16 protein-coding genes and 1 riboswitch are annotated in these 20,602 nt (G+C 47.2%); of the genes, 13 read left to right on the top strand and 3 right to left on the bottom strand.

Going from position 1 to position 20,602, the window contains the following annotated elements; translation table 11 throughout:
- The first annotated feature begins 418 nt into the window (after positions 1–418).
- The 11 genes from BQ5453_RS09080 to BQ5453_RS09130 all read left to right on the top strand — a co-directional run bounded on the left by BQ5453_RS09080 (position 419) and on the right by BQ5453_RS09130 (position 11,698).
- Positions 419–769, top strand: a complete 351-nt coding sequence (locus BQ5453_RS09080) for an NADH-quinone oxidoreductase subunit A (RefSeq protein WP_022101569.1) — start codon at positions 419–421, stop codon at positions 767–769.
- Positions 760–1,395 carry an NADH-quinone oxidoreductase subunit B gene (locus tag BQ5453_RS09085; protein WP_458692638.1) on the top strand — a complete coding sequence of 212 codons (636 nt, stop codon included), beginning with the start codon at positions 760–762 and terminating at the stop codon, positions 1,393–1,395. Before BQ5453_RS09080 ends, BQ5453_RS09085 begins: the two co-directional genes overlap by 10 nt.
- Complete coding sequence (locus BQ5453_RS09090; RefSeq protein ID WP_143033357.1) at positions 1,392–3,104, top strand: NADH-quinone oxidoreductase subunit D; 1,713 nt, start codon at positions 1,392–1,394, stop codon at positions 3,102–3,104. Before BQ5453_RS09085 ends, BQ5453_RS09090 begins: the two co-directional genes overlap by 4 nt.
- 89 nt (positions 3,105–3,193) lie before the next feature.
- Positions 3,194–3,577 (top strand): four helix bundle protein, encoded by a 384-nt coding sequence (locus BQ5453_RS09095; RefSeq protein WP_083361190.1) that lies wholly within the window; start codon positions 3,194–3,196, stop codon positions 3,575–3,577.
- A gap of 74 nt (positions 3,578–3,651) precedes the next feature.
- On the top strand, positions 3,652–4,737 hold the full coding sequence (gene nuoH, locus BQ5453_RS09100; protein WP_022101565.1) for an NADH-quinone oxidoreductase subunit NuoH: 1,086 nt from the start codon (positions 3,652–3,654) through the stop codon (positions 4,735–4,737).
- Positions 4,738–4,846: 109 nt separating this feature from the next.
- Positions 4,847–5,314, top strand: coding sequence for a 4Fe-4S binding protein (locus BQ5453_RS09105; protein ID WP_071122982.1), 468 nt, complete (start codon positions 4,847–4,849; stop codon positions 5,312–5,314).
- Between the two features lie 233 nt (positions 5,315–5,547).
- Entirely contained in the window at positions 5,548–6,072 is a 525-nt protein-coding gene (locus BQ5453_RS09110; RefSeq protein ID WP_071122983.1) for an NADH-quinone oxidoreductase subunit J family protein, read from the top strand.
- A gap of 174 nt (positions 6,073–6,246) precedes the next feature.
- A complete protein-coding gene (gene nuoK / locus BQ5453_RS09115) occupies positions 6,247–6,555 on the top strand; it encodes an NADH-quinone oxidoreductase subunit NuoK (RefSeq protein ID WP_022101562.1) in 309 nt (102 codons plus the stop codon).
- Positions 6,556–6,708: 153 nt separating this feature from the next.
- Positions 6,709–8,613 carry an NADH-quinone oxidoreductase subunit L gene (gene nuoL / locus BQ5453_RS09120; RefSeq protein ID WP_071122984.1) on the top strand — a complete coding sequence of 635 codons (1,905 nt, stop codon included), beginning with the start codon at positions 6,709–6,711 and terminating at the stop codon, positions 8,611–8,613.
- A gap of 91 nt (positions 8,614–8,704) precedes the next feature.
- On the top strand, positions 8,705–10,237 hold the full coding sequence (locus BQ5453_RS09125) for a complex I subunit 4 family protein (protein WP_022101560.1): 1,533 nt from the start codon (positions 8,705–8,707) through the stop codon (positions 10,235–10,237).
- Positions 10,238–10,249: 12 nt separating this feature from the next.
- Positions 10,250–11,698, top strand: coding sequence for an NADH-quinone oxidoreductase subunit N (locus BQ5453_RS09130; protein WP_071122985.1), 1,449 nt, complete (start codon positions 10,250–10,252; stop codon positions 11,696–11,698).
- A 782-nt stretch (positions 11,699–12,480) separates the two neighbouring features.
- On the opposite strand, the gene BQ5453_RS09135 is transcribed toward BQ5453_RS09130, so the two are convergent.
- On the bottom strand, positions 12,481–13,533 hold the full coding sequence (locus BQ5453_RS09135) for an IS110 family RNA-guided transposase (RefSeq protein ID WP_161942409.1): 1,053 nt from the start codon (positions 13,531–13,533) through the stop codon (positions 12,481–12,483).
- A gap of 1,405 nt (positions 13,534–14,938) precedes the next feature.
- On the opposite strand from BQ5453_RS09135, the gene BQ5453_RS09140 reads away from it, so the two are divergent.
- Positions 14,939–17,812: a leucine-rich repeat domain-containing protein gene (locus tag BQ5453_RS09140; RefSeq protein WP_071122986.1), complete on the top strand. Its 2,874-nt coding sequence runs from the start codon at positions 14,939–14,941 to the stop codon at positions 17,810–17,812.
- 125 nt (positions 17,813–17,937) lie between these two features.
- Here the strand turns inward: BQ5453_RS09140 and BQ5453_RS09145 are convergent, their stop codons facing one another.
- Positions 17,938–18,195 carry a hypothetical protein gene (locus BQ5453_RS09145; protein WP_143033358.1) on the bottom strand — a complete coding sequence of 86 codons (258 nt, stop codon included), beginning with the start codon at positions 18,193–18,195 and terminating at the stop codon, positions 17,938–17,940.
- 11 nt (positions 18,196–18,206) lie between these two features.
- Positions 18,207–18,338, bottom strand: a riboswitch (SAM-I-IV-variant riboswitch).
- Between the two features lie 80 nt (positions 18,339–18,418).
- On the bottom strand, positions 18,419–19,648 hold the full coding sequence (locus tag BQ5453_RS09150; RefSeq protein ID WP_071122988.1) for an MFS transporter: 1,230 nt from the start codon (positions 19,646–19,648) through the stop codon (positions 18,419–18,421).
- Between the two features lie 376 nt (positions 19,649–20,024).
- Between BQ5453_RS09150 and BQ5453_RS09155 the strand changes: the two genes are divergently transcribed.
- Positions 20,025–20,480, top strand: a complete 456-nt coding sequence (locus BQ5453_RS09155) for a NanQ anomerase/TabA/YiaL family protein (protein WP_071122989.1) — start codon at positions 20,025–20,027, stop codon at positions 20,478–20,480.
- The last annotated feature ends 122 nt before the right edge of the window (positions 20,481–20,602 follow it).

Here is a 20,602-nt window from a genome sequence, read left to right on the forward strand (position 1 = left end):
TTTTCTTCGTCAATTTAGGCTGCACCTCAGCCCTGCAAAGCAAAAAATGCTTTTTTTGTTTTGCAGGGCTTTCGGTTTGCACTAACTTTGCACTCGCAAAAGACGAAACTAAAGTGAACAAGGGCTGCTATGTGAGTGCATCGTTGGCATGCACAACTGGTAAAAAACATTTTGAAGCGGCGGACAAGTGTGTCCGTTCGCTGATTTTTTGTGTCCGCACGTCGGGGAAGCCCTATACCCTGAATGATGCGGATTTTTTCGTCTTGCATAATGGCAGTTCCTTGGTACATGGCGTTTCGCCTGTTGCAGTTCTCGGCAAAGAGACCGGGTGCGTAAAGACTACTTTACCAGCCCGGCAACTCGGAGTTGTGAACTTGATAGAAACAAACAACATTATTAACAATAACATTAAAGAGCTATGAACTTTACCTTATTTGTCACTGCATTGCTGACAGGGTTGGCGTTCGTAGGTGTTGTGACGATATTGGCAAAACTGATTTCGCCGCGCAGCTATAACGCTCAGAAGGAAGAGGCATACGAGTGTGGTATTCCTACACGTGGACGCTCATGGATGCAGTTCCGCGTAGGCTACTACTTGTTCGCTATTCTCTTTCTGATGTTCGACGTTGAAACGATGTTCCTCTTCCCGTGGGCCGTCGTGATGCGCTCATTTGGCCCTGCGGGCTTGTTGAGCGTGCTCTTCTTCCTGTTTATTTTAGTTCTGGGCTTGGCTTATGCCTGGAGGAAAGGAGCGTTGAAATGGCAATGAAAAGAGCAAAAATCAAGTCGATTCCTTACGAGGAATTCAAGGACAACGAGACTTATGAAGAGCTCGTTGAACAACTCAATGCGGGCGGCGCAAACGTAATTGTGCGCAAGCTCGACGACCTCATCGACTGGGGCCGTTCAAACTCTCTTTGGCCGCTGACATTTGCTACCTCATGTTGTGGTATCGAATTTATGGCCGTGTGTGCTGCACGTTATGACATCGCACGTTTTGGTTTTGAGGTTACACGTAACTCTCCCCGACAGGCTGATGTGATATTGGTGTGCGGAACCATTACTACCAAGATGGCTCCGGTGCTTCGCCGTCTGTATGACCAGATGGCAGACCCGAAGTATGTGGTGGCTATTGGTGGTTGCTCTATTTCGGGCGGTCCGTTTACCAAGTCGTACCATGTGCTCAATGGTGTGGACAAGATTATTCCCGTCGACGTTTATGTGCCGGGTTGTCCGCCGCGCCCCGAGTCATTCCTTTATGGTATGATGCAGTTGCAGCGTATTGTGAAAGTTGAAAACTTCTTCGGTACTACGAACCGCAAGCAGAAGGACCCCTTCAAGGTGACTGCCGAGGAAAAAGAAGAAACCATTTATAATCAGGAGGAAGAGGCATGAGCGAAGAATTGAAAGCTACAGCTAATAACGGTACTGAAGCACAGAAACCTGCTGCGCCCGCCGCAGCTGCCAAACCTGCTGCTGCACGTCCGGCAGTGGCACGTCCTGCCGCTGCTCCTGCCAAACCTGCAGTGAATGAACTGAAACCTAAGACTGTGGCCGCTGCCGACTTGCACGCCGAAATGAAGCGCTTGCACGACGAAGAGGGCATGGACTTTTTGCTGAATTTGACAGGTGAAGACTGGCTCGAGGACGGCATTGGCGTGGTTTACCAGGTAGAGAATACCGAAAATCACAAGCAGGCTTGCGTTAAATGCGTGGTAAGTGATCGCGAAAACCCGATGATACCTTCGGTTTGTGACCTTTGGGACATTGCCAATGTGTATGAACGCGAGGTGTACGACTACTACGGCATCATCTTTACCAACCATCCTGATATGCGCCGTTTGTTCATGCGCGAGGATTGGGTAGGTTATCCATTCCGCAAGGATAATGACCCTGAGAAGGACAACCCCTTCGACCCGCAACACATGACCAACGAGCCATTGGCAGACGTTACTTACGAATACCAGTTGGAGCAGGACGGTACGGTGAAGAAGGTTGAACACCAAATATTTGGTGAAGATGACTATGTGGTGAATATCGGTCCGCAGCACCCTTCGACTCACGGTGTGCTTCACTTCCGTGTAGACCTTGAGGGCGAAATGATTCGCAAGGTCGACCCTATACTCGGTTACATTCACCGTGGTGTGGAGAAGATTAGCGAAAGCATGACCTATCCGCAGACTCTGGCTCTGACAGACCGTTTGGATTACCTTGGTGCCATGCAGAACCGCCATGCGCTGTGCATGTGTATTGAACAGGCCATGGGTGTTGAGGTGAGCGATCGTGTGCAAGTAATTCGTACCATCATGGACGAGTTGCAGCGTATTGACTCGCACATCTTGTTCTTTGGCTGTCTCTGCCAGGACCTTGGTGCCACAACCGCCTTCCTTTATGCTTTCCGCGACCGCGAGAAAATACTCGACATATTTGAGGAAACTTGTGGCGGCCGCTTGATATTGAACTACAACACGATTGGTGGTGTGATGTATGACATTCACCCCAACTTCCAGAAACGTGTGAAGGAATTTATCAAGATTATGCGCAAGAACATTCAGGAGTATCACGACATCTTTACAGGTAACGTGATTTTCCAGAACCGTTCAAAAGGCGTGGGCGTGCTGACCAAGGAACAGGTGATAAGCTTTGGTTGTACCGGCGGTACTGGTCGTGCATCAGGCTGGCACAACGACTTGCGTAAGATTAAGCCTTATGCCGCTTATGACCGTGTGCAGTTCAACGAGATTGTACGCACCGAAGGCGACTCTTTTGCACGTTACATGATACGTCTGGACGAGATAAAGGAGAGCCTCAACATTATTGAGCAGCTCATAGACAACATTCCCGAAGGCAATTATCAGGAGAAGATGAAGCCAATCATCAAACTCCCGGTGGGCACTTTCTACAGCGAGGTGGAAGGCAGCCGTGGCCGCATGGGTGTGTTTATCGAGAGCAAGGGCGACAAGAGCCCCTACCGCTTGCACTACCGTTCGACCGGCTTGCCTCTGGTGGCCGTGATGGATACGGCTTGCAAGGGCAATATGCTTGCTGACTTGATAACAATCGGTGGTACGGTGGACTACGTTGTGCCTGATATTGACCGTTGATAGGGAGTTTTAAGTTTTGAGGTTATAAGGTTATAAAGTTACCTGACCTTATTATTACTTCTCTATCAAATCTCTAATAAATAATATAAATGCAAAAATCAGAAACTCTGTTCTCATTTGAAGGACTCAAGGTGTGGCAAGAAGCAAGACTGTTAACAAAGTTGGTTTATCAGTTCACCCTTCGATTACCTGATTATGAGAAGTACGCATTGGGAAATCAAATACGGCGTGCAATGATTTCTGTTACGTCGAACATAGCGGAAGGAAGCGCACGTTTTTCCTATAAAGAGAAAATCCATTTCCTCGAAATAGCCTATGGCTCATTGGCTGAAGTTTATAATCAGCTGGTGGTAGGCTCTGACTTGGATTATTTCTCGTTTGAGGAAATTGAGTCCTTGAAACCCGCTTTTGAGTTTGTTGCGAAACTTATCAGAGGACTGAAATATAAATTTGCAGAGAATCTAAATTCATAAGTTATACGTTCTTGGGAAATGAGCGGGTAAAGGTAACTTTATAACCTCATAACCTAAAAACTAAAAACTGTTTTATGTTTGACTTTTCATTAGTAACCTCCTGGTTGCATGGCTTTTTGATGAACACATGCGGCTTTGCCGAATGGGGTGCAATCTTGACAGAGAGCATTCTTGTGGCATTAGCCATCATCACTTTGTATGCCGTGTTTGCCATAGCCCTCATCTACATGGAGCGCAAGATTTGTGCATTCTTCCAATGCCGTCTTGGTCCGATGCGTGTAGGTAAGTGGGGCCTTCTCCAAGTGTTCAGCGATGTGTTCAAAATGCTGACCAAGGAGATTATCAGTATGCGACAGAGTGACCTTTTCCTGCACAATTTGGCTCCGTTCCTTGTTGTGACAGCCTCAATGGTCACCTTCTCGTGCTTACCCTGGAACAAGGGCGCGCAAATCATCGACTTCAATGTCGGCGTATTCTTCTTCCTCGCCATGTCGTCAATTGGTGTAGTAGGTATCCTGCTTGCCGGTTGGAGTAGTAATAACAAGTATTCGTTGATTGGTGCCATGCGTAGCGGTGCACAGATTATCAGCTACGAGTTGTCAATCGGCATGACCATGCTGGCCATGATTTGCTTGACTGGTACCATGTCGTTCAGCGAGATATGCAACGACCAGTATTTGAATGGTTGGAACATCTGCCGAGGACACATCCCGGCAGTAATCGCCTTCCTTATTTACTTGGTTGCCGGCAATGCTGAGTGTAACCGTGGCCCGTTTGACTTGCCTGAGTGCGAAAGTGAGTTGACCGCAGGTTATCACACTGAATACTCGGGTATGCACTTCGGCTATTACTACTTGGCTGAATATTTGAACCTGTTTATCTGTGCCGGTATGGCAAGCACCATTTTCCTTGGTGGTTGGGCTCCGCTTCATATCTACGGACTTGACGCCTTTAATGGTGTGATGGATTATATACCCGGTGCTGTATGGTTCATTGGCAAGACGTTCTTTGTGGTATTCTTGCTCATGTGGTTGCGTTGGACTTTCCCCCGTTTGCGTATCGACCAGATATTGTCGCTCGAGTGGAAGTACCTCGTACCCTTCAGCATGGTAAACCTCATCATCATGGCGCTTTGCGTGGCCATGGGGTGGACGTTCTAATTTTATAGTTTGGTAAGTTTAGATGTTAACGCATGCTTGGGACTTTAACTGAAAGCTCCTTAACCATGCCAAACAGTATAAGCTCATTGAACTCATTAAGCTTAAATTCATGGAAGAAAAAAGTTATATAGGTGGTGTAGTAAGTGGCTTGAAGAGCCTTGGCACAGGTTTGAAAACAACCATGCGCGAGTTCTTCACTCCTAAAATCACCGAACAATATCCCGAAAACCGTGATTCGAACGAAATGTTCGAACGCTTCCGTGGTTCGCTCACAATGCCCCATAACGAGCAGAATGAGCACAAGTGCGTGGGTTGCGGACTCTGCCAGATGGCTTGCCCTAACGGCAGTATCAAGGTGACCAGCGAGTTTTACGAGACTCCCGACGGCAAGAAAAAGAAACGCCTCGTGAAGTATGAGTACGACCTTGGTTGCTGCATGTTCTGCATGCTCTGTACACGCGCTTGCCCCCATGGTGCCATCACATTTGACCAAAGCTACGAAAATGCGGTGTTCAACCGTGCAAAGCTTGTCAAGGTGCTTAACCACCCCGGTAGCCACGTTGAAGAAAAGAAATAATTAGTATAGTTGAAAAGTTGAAAAGTAGAGAAGTTAAGAAGATGCTCATGCATTCAAACCAATGCTGAGACTTCTGCTTTTTAGAGAAAATAAGCTGCGGCTCGGCATAACATTCAAGCAAGTTTGATGTTCTGCGCTCGCCTTGCATTATTTTTCAAGAAAAGAATTCAAGGTGTGAGAATGACAAAGCATACGCTTAACTCTTAAACTTTTAACTCTTAACTTCAAAAACAATGAATTCACAAAACATCATGTTCGTCATCTTGGCTGTGCTGATGGTGCTTTCGTCGTTGGCAACAGTGCTGACCAAAAGCATCGTGCGCGCTGCCACATACCTGTTCTTTGTGCTGCTTGGCACAGCGGGCATGTATTTCTTGATGGGCTACACATTTCTCGGTGCAGCGCAGGTGATAGTTTATGCCGGCGGTATCATCGTGTTGTATGTGTTCTCTATCTTGCTGACAGAGGGTGCGAAGGATCAAGAAATCTTCAAGCGCAAGATTAAGGACGCCTCATGGGGCTTCGTGTTGAGCTTTGTAGGTTTCCTGGCCTTTGTAGGTGTGGTGCTCACGCACAATTTCAAGGCTGCAGTGCTTGCTGCACCGAGTGAGACTGCCAATGCTGTCACAACCATTGATTCAATCGGCCGCAATATGCTATCGTCTGGCGACAACGGCTATCTCCTGCCTTTCGAGGCTGTGAGTGTGTTGCTGCTGGCCTGCATTGTGGGCGCACTGATGATTGCTCGTAAACGCTAATAAGAATAAAGTTGAAAAGTTTAGAAGTTGAAAGTTAAGGTTATACCTTTAACTGCTTAAAAGTAGTTCGTATCGTGTCGTGAAAGCGGTGCAATTTAAGATACAACGGTAAGCGAAAGGGTAACTGCTTAAACTCTTAAACTCTTAAACTTTCAAACTCAACAACAAACTATTATGATTCAGATAGAATATATCCTGATTATTTCAGCCATCATGATGTTTGCGGGCGTTTTCGGCTTTCTGACACGCCGCAGCACGTTGGCCATACTTTTGTCGGTAGAGCTTATGCTCAATGCCACCGACTTGAACTTTGCAGTGTTTAACCGTATGCTTTATCCCGACGGTTATGAGGGTTACTTCTTTGCGCTCTTCTCTATTGCCATATCGGCAGCCGAGAGTGCCATTGCCATAGCCATCATGATCAACATCTACCGCATGATTAAGAACATTCAGGTAGGTGAGCTCGAGAAGATGAAGTGGTAAGAGAGTTTTAAGTTCTTAGGTTAGAAGGTTATAATATATGTCTTGCTAATCTGATAGCCTAAAGAACGTTTGAGAATGTTGTGAGCGACTGAAGGTAACTTTATAACCTTATAACCTCATAACCTCTAAACTACTCTTAAACTATAAAATACAATGGATTATACAATTCTTATACTTTTGCTGCCATTCTTCTCGTTTCTCCTGCTTGGAGTGTTCGGAAAATGGTTCAGCCATAAAGCAGCCGGATTGGTAGGTACAGTAGTGCTTGGTGTGGTAGCCGTCATGGCTTATTACACCGCCTTTGAGTACTTTTTCCAAACTCCGCGTACGGCAGAGGGTGTGTTGCCCACACTCATGCCATACAACTTTACATGGCTGCCCTTCTTCGTAAAGGGACTTAGCTTTAACATGGGCATCATGCTCGACCCCATATCGGTAATGATGTTGATCGTCATCACCACGGTGTCGCTCATGGTACACATTTATTCGTTTGGCTATATGCATGGCGAACGCGGTTTCCAGCGTTACTATGCCTTTTTGAGCTTGTTCACCATGTCAATGCTCGGCCTTGTGGTAGCTACTAACATCTTCCAGATGTACATGTTCTGGGAGTTAGTAGGTGTATCATCTTACCTGCTCATTGGTTTCTACTACACTTCGCCCGCTGCCATTGCAGCCAGCAAGAAGGCATTTATCGTGACCCGTTTTGCCGACCTCTTCTTCTTGATCGGTATCCTTATTTATGGTTACTACTGCCATTCATTCGGATTTGAGTTCAACCAGGACGGTTTTGCACAAGGAGCCATGATGCTTCCCACCGCTTTGTTCCTTATGTTCATTGGTGGTGCTGGTAAGAGTGCCATGTTCCCCTTGCACATATGGTTGCCCGATGCCATGGAAGGCCCAACCCCCGTGTCGGCCCTTATCCATGCTGCCACCATGGTGGTGGCCGGTGTGTTCCAGATAGCCCGTCTATTCCCCTTGTGGATAGAATATGCTCCTGGCACGCTGCACATTGTAGCTTGGGTAGGTGCTTTCACCGCTTTCTATGCAGCGGCTGTGGCTTGCTGTCAGAGCGACATCAAGCGTGTGCTTGCATTCTCAACCATTTCGCAAATAGCCTTTATGATGGTGGCTCTCGGTGTCTGCACCGAGTTCACAACAGGTCATGAGCATGTAGGTTCGTTGGGCTATATGGCCTCAATGTTCCACTTGTTTACACACGCCATGTTCAAGGCCCTCTTGTTCCTTGGCGCAGGTTGCATCATTCATGCCGTGCATAGCAACGAAATGTCGGCCATGGGTGGTTTGCGCAAATACATGCCCATCACCCACATCACCTTCTTGATAGCTTGTTTGGCCATTTCGGGTATACCTCCCTTCTCAGGTTTCTTCTCAAAGGACGAAATCCTGACAGCAGCCTTTGCTTACATGCCCGCCATGGGTTGGATCATGACAGCTATTGCCGCCATGACAGCCTTCTACATGTTCCGTTTGTACTACGGCATATTCTGGGGCACAGAGAACAAAGCCTTGCATGCTGAGCACACCCCGCACGAGGCACCGCTCACCATGACATTCCCCTTGATGTTCCTCGCATTAGTTACCTGTGTGGCAGGCTTCATTCCCTTTGGCCACTTTGTAAGTGCCGATGGCCAGTTGTACGACATTCACCTCGACTGGAATGTGGCCGGCACAAGCATCATTATTGCTGTAGCCTCAATATTCCTTGCCACCTATATGTACATTGGCGAGCGCCAGCCGCAGGCCGATGCCCTTGCCGAGAAGTTTGGCAAGCTTCATCGCTGGGCCTACAAGCGCTTCTATATGGACGAGGTTTACCAATACATTACTCACCGCATTATATTTGCACACATATCAAAGCCAATTGCCTGGTTTGACCGCCATGTCATCGATGGTTTCTTCAACTTCCTGGCTTGGGGTACCAATGCCCTCAGTTTCCGCATTCGTGGTTTGCAGAGTGGTTCAGTACAGGGTTATGCTTACGTATTCCTGCTCGGTACTTTGATATTGCTGGCAATTATGGCCTTTGCGTGAATTTTAAGTTGAAAAGTTGAAGGGTCGAAGTGGCAAGCATCGTTTGCTATCCTTCTAAACCCCTAAACTCCTAAGCTAAAAACAATAAACAATGAATTTCTTATCATTATTCGTATTGATTCCACTTGTCATGCTGCTCGGTTTGTGGCTGGCAAGAGATGTGAAAGGCGTACGTGCGGTGATGGTGACAGGTAGTACACTGCTGCTCATCTTGGCAGGCTATTTAACCATAACCTTCCTTGGCGATCGTGCGGCTGGAGCCACAGATGAGATGCTTTACACAGCATCGTTCAACTGGTTTGAGCCCCTTCACATCAAATATTCGGTAGGCGTTGACGGCATATCGGTGGCCATGTTGCTGCTTTCGTCAGTCATCGTGTTTACCGGTACATTTGCCTCTTGGCAACTCAAGCCCCTCACCAAGGAGTACTTCTTGTGGTTCACATTGTTGAGCCTTGGTGTGTTCGGTTTCTTCATTTCGGTAGACATGTTCGCCATGTTCATGTTCTACGAAATAGCCCTTATCCCGATGTACCTCCTTATCGGTGTGTGGGGTAGTGGCAAAAAGGAGTATGCAGCCATGAAGCTGACCCTCATGCTCATGGGTGGTTCAGCCTTCTTGATGTGTGGCATATTCGGTATATTCTACGGTGCCGGTGGTCAGACCATGAACATCGTCGAAATAGCCAACCACATAGGTGGCGCCCACGCTATTCCCTTTGCCCAGCAGTGCATTTGGTTCCCGCTCACATTCATTGGTTTCGGTGTGCTTGGTGCATTGTTCCCCTTCCACACATGGTCTCCCGATGGTCATGCCTCAGCCCCTACCGCCGTGTCAATGCTCCATGCCGGTGTGTTGATGAAACTCGGTGGCTACGGTTGCTTCCGCATTGCCATGTACCTTATGCCTGAGGCTGCCAACGAGTTAGGTTGGATATTCCTTATCCTCACCGGCATCTCAGTTGTTTATGGTGCATTCTCAGCATGTGTGCAGACCGACTTGAAGTATATCAACGCCTACAGTTCGGTGTCGCACTGCGGTATGGTGCTCTTCGCCATACTCATGCTCAACCAAACAGCTTGCACGGGTGCTGTGCTCCAAATGCTCAGCCACGGTTTGATGACGGCCCTGTTCTTTGCCCTTATCGGTATGATTTATGGTCGTACCCACACACGTGACATTCGCGAACTGAATGGTTTGATGCGCATCATGCCATTCCTTTCGGTAGGTTATATCATTGCCGGTTTGGCCAACCTCGGTTTGCCCGGCTTCTCAGGTTTCATTGCCGAAATGACTATTTTTGTAGGTTCGTTTGAGAATGCCGACACCTTCCACCGTGTGCTCACCATTGCAGCCTGCTGTTCAATTGTCATCACCGCCGTCTATATTTTGCGTGTGGTGGGCAAGATACTTTATGGCACCTGCACCAACGAGCATCATCTCAAACTCACCGACGCCACTTGGGACGAGCGTTTTGCTGTCATCTGCCTCATCGTGGCAGTTGCCGGACTGGGCTTGGCTCCGTTGTGGGTGAGCGACATGATTACCACTGGTGTGGCACCTATTGTTGACCACATTCACAATGCGGCTGTAACTGTTTCATCTTCTAACCCTTTCCTCTAAATTTATAAGACAATGGATTATTCACAATTCTTATACATGCACGAAGAGTTGTCGCTTTTGGCAGTGATTGTTATCCTGTTCATAGCCGACCTCTTTATGTGTCCTGACAAAAAGAGCGGGAAAGGCGTTTACAACACAGCTTTACCCGTAATATTGCTCACCGTGCACACCTTGCTCAACCTGCTGCCGTGCAGCAGTGCCGAGCCTGCGAGTGCCTTTGGCGGTATGTACCAATACACTCCCATGATGACCATTATGAAGAGTGTGCTCAATGTGGGTACTATCATTGTGTTCCTTATGGCACACAGGTGGTTGAGCCGCAACGAGAACCTTGTAAAGCAAGGCGAGTTCTATATGCTCACCCTCTTTACACTGCTTGGTATGTATTTCATGATTTCGAGTGGCCATTTCCTCATGTTCTTCATCGGTTTGGAGTTGGCCTCTGTACCTTGCACCGCATTGGTGGCATACGACAAAAAGCGTTTTGAGAGTGCTGAGGCCGGAGCCAAGTTCATTTTGTTGGCTCTCTTCTCAAGTGCGCTTCTGCTCTATGGCGTATCGCTCATTTATGGTGCTACTGGCACACTCTATTTCAGCGAAATTGGCAGCCAGCTCGACGGTTCAGTATTCTGCATCTTCGGCATGGTATTGTTCATCACTGGCATGGGTTTCAAAATCTCTTTGGTACCCTTCCATCTTTGGACAGCCGACACCTACGAGGGTGCTCCCACCTCTGTTACCGCCTATTTGAGCGTCATCTCAAAAGGTTCAGCAGCCTTTGTGCTCATGACCGTGCTCATGAAGGCCTTTGCACAGAGCGATCTGTTCTATAGCTGGAACACGGGCATGTACTGGATCATCGTGGCATCAATCACCGTGGCCAACCTCTTTGCCATTCGCCAGAACAACCTCAAGCGTTTCATGGCTTTCTCAGCCATTTCACAAGCAGGTTATTTGGTTTTGGCCATTATGGACGGCACAGCGCAAGGCATGTCAGCCCTTGTATTCTACCTCTTGGTTTACATGGCCTCTAACCTTGGCGCTTTTGCAGTAATGACCACAGTTGAGAATAACAGCGGCAAGATCAACATCAGCGATTATGACGGACTGTATCAGACCAACCCCAAGTTGGCATTCCTCATGACGCTCTGCCTCTTCTCTTTGGCAGGTATCCCGCCGTTTGCAGGTTTCTTCAGCAAGTTCTTTGTGTTCATGGCAGCCTTCAAGGCAGGATACCCCCTGTTGGTATTCATTGCTTTGGCCAACACAGTTATTTCGCTTTACTACTATCTGCTCATAGTCAAGGCCATGTACATCAAGGGCAATGACGCCCCGATAGCCACATTCCGTAGCGACAACTACACCCGTGTGGCCCTTGCGCTCTGCACCATTGGTGTTGTGGCACTCGGCCTTGGTGGTGTGTTCTACAACTACATTTCAGGTTTTAGCTATGGCTTGTAAACAATAGTCTGACACAACGTCTAACCTGTTGTATTAAAATCCCCCTCGGAACCCGTAGAAAGGTTCCGTGGGGGATTTTTGTCTTTTAACAAGAATGGCTTTACCGGGTAGCGCTTGGTGCTTGAAGAGACGCAAGCACTAATGGGAGCGACGCGTCTCGCGTCGGGATAATGAAAGAAAAGAATGCAAACTCTACTAAATAACAGCTGCACAATTCCCGACGCGAGACGCGTCGCCCCCATTAGAGTTAGCGTTTGATGGTAGCGCTTGGTTGTAGCGCTTAGTGCTTGAAGAAACGCAAGCACTAATGGGAGCGACGCGTCTCGCGTCGGTATAATGAAAGAAAAGAATACAAACTCTACTAAATAACAGCTGCACTATTCCCGACGCGTCTCGCGTCGGTATAATGAAAGAAAAGAATACAAACTCTACTAAATAACTGCTGCACTGTTCCCGACGCGAGACGCGTCGCCCCCCAATAGAGTTAGCGTTTGGTGATAGCGTTTAGTTGTAGTGCTTAGTGCTTGAAGAAACGCAAGCACTAATGGGGGCGACGCGTCTCGCGTCGGGATAATGAAAGAAAAGAATACAAGCTCTACTAAATAACAGCTGCACTGTTCCCGACGCGAGACGCGTCGCCCCCATTAGAGTTAGCGTTTGATGGTAGCGCTTGGTTGTAACGCTTGGTGCTTGCAGAAACGCAAGCACTAATGGGGGCATTCTATGTTATTGACCAAATTTTTGGCAAGTTTTTTTGTTAAAGGATCTGTTGGATACCGATGTTAGCATACAACTATTGAGCTAGTAGTTGTGGTCGTATGAGGATCCTTTGATACGTCCATATCTGAATAGATTTTGGAGTCACGTACCATTGCAACAAGAATCTTGAGCATTTTGTTCTTGCAATTGTTAAGTACTATACCGATCGCTTTCCCTCGTGCCATAAGCCTATCATGATAAGCTTTTATGCGTGAGTTATACCTAATTGCACAAAGCGTGGCTTCGGTCAAAAGCGCTTTCAGCCAAGAGTTGCATTTGGGGCTTACATGTGTACCTCTCCTGACGGAAGTACCAGATTCGTTCTTAAAGGGAACAACCCCCCAATATGTAGCAATCTTGCGGTGGTTAAAGTTGAACTTGGTGAAGTTGTCTGTATAGACTATGAGCGCGACTGCATTAATCAAACCGATACCTTTCATGGAAGTCAGGATATTGAAGTTTTTTGCGTATTCAGAGCAGCTCATGACAACATCGAGAATCATTCGCTCAAGTTCCTTGAGTTCTTTCCGTAAGGATTCTTCTAGGCGTTTGAAAAACTCGTTTATGCTACTTGCTATGTTGGAGTCCTGCAGCATTAAAGGATTCTCCTTTGTGTTAGTAATTTCCGCTTTTAAGAAGGATTTGAGTCTATCTCGCTTAGCAAGGAGTGTCTTAAGTACACGCGTTTCGTCCTTGGGACGTACGTAAGGTTTCATCTTATCATAGAAACGTGCAGCGTAAGAGGCAATACGCAGAGAGTCTGTCTTGTCGTCTTTCCCTCTTACATCACCCATGCCACGTACGATATTCATGCTATGCTCAATCCATATGATAAAGCCACGATCTGTCAATTCATCACTGAAGAGTGTGCTATATGTACCAGTGTTTTCACCACAGAAGATGATTTCTCCGTCTTGTGCAACCTTTGACTTGGCCCAAGCAATCAGTCCATCAACTCCTTTCAGGTTGTTTCTAAACTTCTTGTACGCAATGAGAGTTTCTGGTTGTTCTTTCTGTACGATACTAGCATCTACTGTTTCTTTGGAAAAATCGATTCCAATAATGAACTTTTTCATATCTTTGTATGGTTTTTTAAAGGTAGCGAAAGCTGTGATGACTGCCACTCTAACTATTTTTATGAGCATTCTATTTAGTCTTTGCAGCTTGGTTGGGAGGGGTCTTAATGCCCCCAATAGTCTCTACGGACTGGCGACGGTGTATTTTTCCTCCCAACCAGCTATTCCTTTACTTTACTACGACAAAAGTAATAGAAAAAGCTTCTAACTACAAAGTCTTATTTAACAATGTTTACAGGTTAGCGGCTGCGCCGCTTAACTGCTGCAAACTTAGAGCGACGCGTCTCGCGTCGGGATAATGAAAGAAAAGAATACAAACTCTACTAAATAACAGCTGCACAATTCCCGACGCGAGACGCGTCGCCCCCATTAGAGTTAGCGTTTGATGGTAGCGCTTGGTTGTAGCGCTTGGTGCTTGCAGAAACGCAAGCACTAATGGGGGCGACGCGTCTCGCGTCGGGATAATGAAAGAAAAGAATACAAACTTTACTAAATAACAGCTGCACTATTCCCGACGCGAGACGCGTCGCCCCCATTAGAGTTAGCGTTTGGTGCTAGCGTTTGGTGATAGCGCTTGATGCTTGACTCCGTTCGCATGTTTACGCTAAAAGAACCAGGACGAAAAAGTGGTACTTGGGACCTTTTACCATACTACAATAACTTACACACCGAGTATCTTGCATCTTACACTAATACGCTGCAACTCACTGATTATCAACACTTTGCTAAGTGTAAGATGCTACAAATTTTACCTACACACAACCTATACACCCCACACGCTGCCACACGGCACAAACACGGGAGGTTGATACCACGGCATAGGGGTGCAGAAAGGTCTGTTGCTCCAACAGATTTTTCTACGTCCCTGTGGTGTATACCCCACCGCATACGTCCAAGTCAACTGCGCGGCAGCGGGGTGTGAAGTGTAAGATGTATGCAGGGGAGTGTATGATACTTTGAACGCATCTTACACACTTGAAACATCTGTGTATCAGATTGTTACATGCTAAAAGTGTAAGATGGCAGTAAAAACGCACATACTCATTTATAGGTGGGCTATCGGTGGAATGGGCAAATATTTCCTGCCTACGTCAATGCGTCTCCCCAATCAAAAATACGAATTCATTGTTTTTCAATTGGGTGACGCATTGACAAAGTCAAGAGGTCTTAGCTATGGCTTGTAACCAACAGTTTGACACAACGTCAAACCTGTTGTATTAAAATCCCCCTTGTAAAGCTTTGAAAAGTTTCGTGGGGAATTTCCGCCTTTTAACGAGATTTTATCCTCACGTGTCTTTGGCGTTTCAGACAAAAGTCCATACCTTTGTACAAAAGACAACAAATACAAACAAAGTTAACACAAGCAAATCCTATTGTAGCTTATGCAGAAATTATTCCCCCCCTAATGAATTTTAGAGAGACATCAACAAAGGCATGGCGCCAATTCGTAGCCTTTTTGATATGCAGCATCGGAGCACTCCCCATGTGGGCCGAACGCATAACGTACACTCCCGAACAAATAATACAGAATTTTAGTATTGTTGCCGATGGCGGCGAAAATAGTTACAAACTTGGCACAGACCCCGTGTCGGGCAAACCAGCATTGGTATTCGCGGGCTTTGGTGGTTATGTCACCATCACTGGTACACAAAACTACAATTATGTACAGTCTATCACTTTAGAAGGTTCATCGTCAGCCGATGGTACCGAAACGATCAGCCAGGCAGTACTTATCGAGCGTGTTGAGATAAATGGCAATAGCTATTATAACGAACTCGATGAAAAGGCTGCCTGTTTTTACCCAAGTGGCAGTTATGACTATGTAGCTAACACAACGAGTGGCTCGCTCTACATTTATTTTTATAAAGGCAGCTCTACCACGTTTTATCTCACCAGTTTGTCAGTTGACTGTGCAGAACAGCGAAACATCTCTTTCGACCCCGCAACCGTGACCATCAAGCAAGGTGAAAAGGTTGAACTGCCTGATATGGTAGGTGATACAGATGGTATTATTAGCGACTCCACAAGCTATAGTATCGACAATCCAGCCATAGCCGCTTTTAATTGCGCTGAAGGCAATCGTAGCATGATTTTGGGTGAAAAACCTGGCGAAACCACGCTCTTTGCTCATGTCAATGCAACCAAAAATCTACCGGCTGGCGTTGCCAAGTTGCATATTACAGTCACACCAGCCGAGGTTGAAGGCGACGTTGTTACAGTCCGACTCACCGAAGCTGGTACATTGCGCGAAAAGTTGGCCGAACTCGAAGATGTAACAAGCATCAGCCGACTCAAGCTCGTAGGCCCCATCAATTCGCAGGACTTGGCTCTTTTGCGTGCTGGCACCGGCCGCCTTGCTAAACTTTTAGACATCGATTTGGCCGATGTGACCCTTGTGCCCGATGGCGGCGCTTACAGCACAGTCGAGACCGACCGCTACCAAATAGGACTTGGTACGGAAACCACCACTTATTACCTCTCCGATGAGGAGCGAACCGAGGAGTCTTCATCATCAACAGGCCTTGGTGGTTCCAACCACTATGTAAAGGAATATACGCTCGATCTTGGCGGAGCCTTTGCCAACATGACCCAGTTGCAGCGCATTGTGCTGCCTACATCACTCACCCGTGTGGGCGACCATTTCGCTCTCAACTGCAACAAATTGGTGAGTGTAACAAGCCAAGGCAAAATAACAGAGGTTGAGCAAGACGCTTTTTATGGTTGCGAAAAACTTGTTGAACACCCATTTGATGGTGTGGAGCGCATAGGCAGTGGAGCCTTCCAGCGTGCAGCCATCGGTTTGATAGACCTCAGCCATCTCAAGGAACTTGGTAGTGCTGCATTTAATGAGAGTTGTGTCAGCCATGCCAACCTTGTTAGTCTTGACAGTATAGCCGCTGATGCTTTCCGCGAATCGTATATCAGCCAGCTCGTTCTGTCAGATAGCCTGAAGTATATCGGTGAAGGTGCTTTTGCTAACACTGCCATGTTGCGAGGCAACCTGGCGCTGCCCAAGCACCTCAGTGAAATAGGAAGCGCCGCATTTATGCGGTCACACATTCAGCAGGTCACATCAGCTCCCGACAAGTTGACACGTGCAGGTTTCAACATCATGTATGGTACTGAGTGGTATTGGCAGCACGTGCAAACAGACAGCATCATCATGCTCGGCAGCGCAGCCATAGAATTGGGCAGTTCATGCAAAAGCGGTAATCTGACAAGTATCACACTGCCCGCTGGCACAACGGTCATTTCCGACCAATTGTTTTACGGTTGCGATAAATTGCAACACGTTTCATTGCCTGCCAGCCTGCTGGCAATAGGTAACAAAGCATTTGCCTCGTGCACATCGCTCACCACCTGCACCTTGCCCAAACAGTTGCAGTATATAGGCAATCAGGCGTTTTCATGGACCGCTTTAAGCACTGTCAACCTCGATGGTAACATGACTATAGGTGAGAGCGCTTTCAACAACATCAGCACCCTTCTGCGTGTCAATTACAACGTGCCAAATGCTGCCACCGCGCAAAACATGTTTGCTTCGTGCAAGGGACTTGAAATCGTTAACATCGGTGCCGATGTAACCATATTGCCCGCCTACATGTTTACAAAGTGCAACTCTTTGCTCAAAGTGAATTTTGCCGACCGTCCAGACTACACGCCCCTTGTTATTGAAGACGAGGTGTTCAATGGCTGCAACCTGCTGTCAAAAGCCGAACTGCCCATGCAAACCACCCATATCGGACGTTATGCCTTTGGTGCTACCGCCTTGACCCAGGTGACTCTGCCCAAAACACTCACCTATTTGCACAGCAAGGCTTTCAACAATGGCAAGATAACAACCATCTACAACTATATGCGTCGCCCCTACGACTTCTCTTCCGAACTGTCCGGCAATGTGGCGGTCACCCCCTTTGCCACAGTAGGTGGACGTTACATTTTGCCCGATTGGTTTGGTGCCGATGTCACGGTATACGTCCGTCCTGAAAGTGTAGAGGCATACCAGGCCGATTTGGCATGGGGCAAATGCAACATTCAGCCTATGGACGCCGAACACATGGCTGTAGGCATCAATGCCGTACGGCAAAACAATTACACGCCGGCCATACACTATGGTGCCGATGGCCGCACCCTGTCATTGGCCGACGGCCGCACGTTCAGCGTGTTCACCCTCGATGGCCGTTCCGTTGCCAAGTGCGTTACCACCTGCAGCATCGCCTTGCCAGGTACCTACATCATAGTAACTGACAACAGCACCGCCAAAGTCATTGTACACTAAGGTACAGCAATGCAAAATACACGCAAAATCCCTTCCACATCAAGAGCAGACGATGTGGAAGGGATTTTCCTATAATTGTAGAGTCAGACTAACGTCAGTGCCTTTTTAGGCATCTTGCCCACTCATTAGTCAGCAATAATAAGCTTTTGTCCGTCAGTGTCAAGTGTCACCTTGTGAGCAAACGACGTGCCGCTACCCTGGCTGATGGCTGATAGGTCAATGCCCCGTCGTTTCAGTTCGTCAATAAGTGCCACGTCATGGCAAGCACGAGCTGAGCCCCAGCCCCTGCAGCCTACTTGTGCATTAAAAGAGTCAATGAGAGATTGAAGTGAAGCCTTCGCAAAACGCGCAGCAAAATCTGCGTAAAGAGAATTGTTGTTCATGTCAGGAAATGTTTGAAGTGTTTTAATGAATATAGAAAACTTCCACATCGTACCTTAACCACCGTGGTTCCTGTAAACTCGGTTGGTGAGTTTGCCACCATCAGCAAATCAATGCTGCGTAGCAACTGCTCTTGATGTTTCGCTTGCAAAGGTATAGAAAATATTTTACGATTCGTGCCTCAACATAAACAATTTGCGCTTTTACGTGTAAAGACGTGCCCTTTCATTTGCGCCTATTCACTTTCTGCGTGTTAGGCAACAGGCCTGCGATGATGCCGAGAAGCGGCAGGAAGGCACTTACTTGAAAGATATACTCAATGCTGGTTTTATCGGCGAGCCAACCGAAGAAGGCAGAGCCAAGTCCGCCCAATCCAAACATCAGTCCGAAAAATATGCCCGCTATCAGTCCCACCTTGTCAGGCATCAAGTCGGTGGCATAAACCACGATCGACGAGAACGCCGAGGCAATGATGAGTCCCGACAGGAAAGTGCAGATAATGGTCCACGTTAAATTGGCAAAAGGCATGGCTATTGCAAATGGCGCGGCACCTAAAATGGAGAACCATATCACATACTTCCGGCCAAATTTATCGCCCAACATGCCCCCGGCCACGGTTCCGATAGCAAAGGCCAATAGGAACACGAACAAACAAAGCTGCGATGTTTGTACCGAAACGCCGAACTTGTCTATCAAGAAAAACGTGAAGTAGCTCGTGATGCAAGCCGTGTAGAAATACTTCGAAAATATGAGAAGTATAAGAATAAGCAGAGCACCATATTTGGTTCGTCTTGAGATGTCGTGATTGATGAGAGGTTGCGCAGACTGATGCGTCACCACATAGGACAGTTTGGTCCTATACCAAGTTCCCAACCGTATCATGATGATAGCCGCTAACAATGCCGCCAAGGCAAACCAAGAGATGGCATGCTGTCCGAAGGGCAGAATAATGATGGCAGCAAGCAACGGGCCAACAGCCGAACCGCCATTGCCTCCCACCTGGAATATGGACTGTGCCAAACTCTTTTTGCCTCCCGAGGCCAGTTGTGTGACAAGCGAAGCTGTAGGGTGAAAAATAGAAGAACCAAATCCTACCACGCTCACCGCCAGGAGTATAATAAAATAGTTCTCGGCGAAGGCAAGCAGCAACAATCCTATCAAGGTAAAGCACATACCCGCCGACAGGGCGTATGGTCGTGGGTGTTTGTCGGCATAAAAACCTGTGAAAGGTTGCAGAATAGAGGAAGTCATCTGAAACACCAGTGTAATGATGCCTATCTGTGCGAAGGAGTAGTTGAATCTGTCCTTCATGATAGGGTAGATGGCAGGAATGATAGATTGAATCATATCATTCAAGAAATGCGAGATGCTGCATATAACGAGCATCGAATACACCGTACCCTCCACCATCGTAGGGTTACCCTTCAATTTACTGCTTATAGCTTTAATATTCATGCGTAATAGTGTTTATTCCTTTATGCCGGGCCGTTGCTTGTTTTTGGGCTAGGAAACAGACATGGTGGTTCCGTCAAATATTTCTTCCAATATTGTTGCTCAGAGATAAAAACCAATAGACTATTCCTTGGTGGAATTGTCAATAATGATTACAAAGATAAATAATCTTTCTCAGACGAAAGAATAAACAATAGGGAAGATACAACAGAATTATTTAACACCCCATTGCCCTCAAAGTGCAGACAGTTTGCACAAAAAAAGTGTGGAGGGGGTGTGGGGGTTTTCAAAAAATGTGCGTAATATTGCACTCGCTTGTTGGCTCTCGGTAAGCAAGGGGGGCACAGCAAATAATGCAGTATAAAAAACAATAGAGAATATGATACTATCTACATTGGCAGAGAGTGGGCGCGTAGAGCATTCGCACCCGGCTTTCAAATTGGTTTTTGATTATGTCAAGTCGCACGATTTGACAAAGGTGCCGGCAGGACGCATTGCGCTCGATGGCGACCGCGTGTTTATAAATGTTGATGATGCGACCTTGCGCACAGAGGGGGAGCAGGCACTTGAGGTGCATCGCCGCTATATCGACATACATTTCCCGCTCAGCGGTAGCGAACGGGTGGGGTGGAGTCCGCTTGAGGCTTTGGCGGCCGAAAGTAGTCGCGAACCCTTTGATGTGGCACGCGATTTTGCCCTTTACGACCTGCCGGCTGCCACTTACTTTGATGTGGTGCCGGGGCAGTTCTACATCATGTATCCCGAAGATGCCCATGCCCCTATTATTGGCAGCGGTACACTGCGCAAACTTGTGGCAAAGGTGAGAATAGACTGATGAGGTGATGAGGCTGAAAGATCAAAACGAAACGTAGCTATTGCTGTTCGGTAATATTACTCAACTTTCGGATTTAGCAAGTGCGGGCTGAAAGTTGAGTAATATTAGAATTGTTTTACCGG

The organism is Prevotellamassilia timonensis (genome assembly GCF_900106785.1).
GTDB lineage: Bacteria > Bacteroidota > Bacteroidia > Bacteroidales > Bacteroidaceae > Alloprevotella > Alloprevotella timonensis.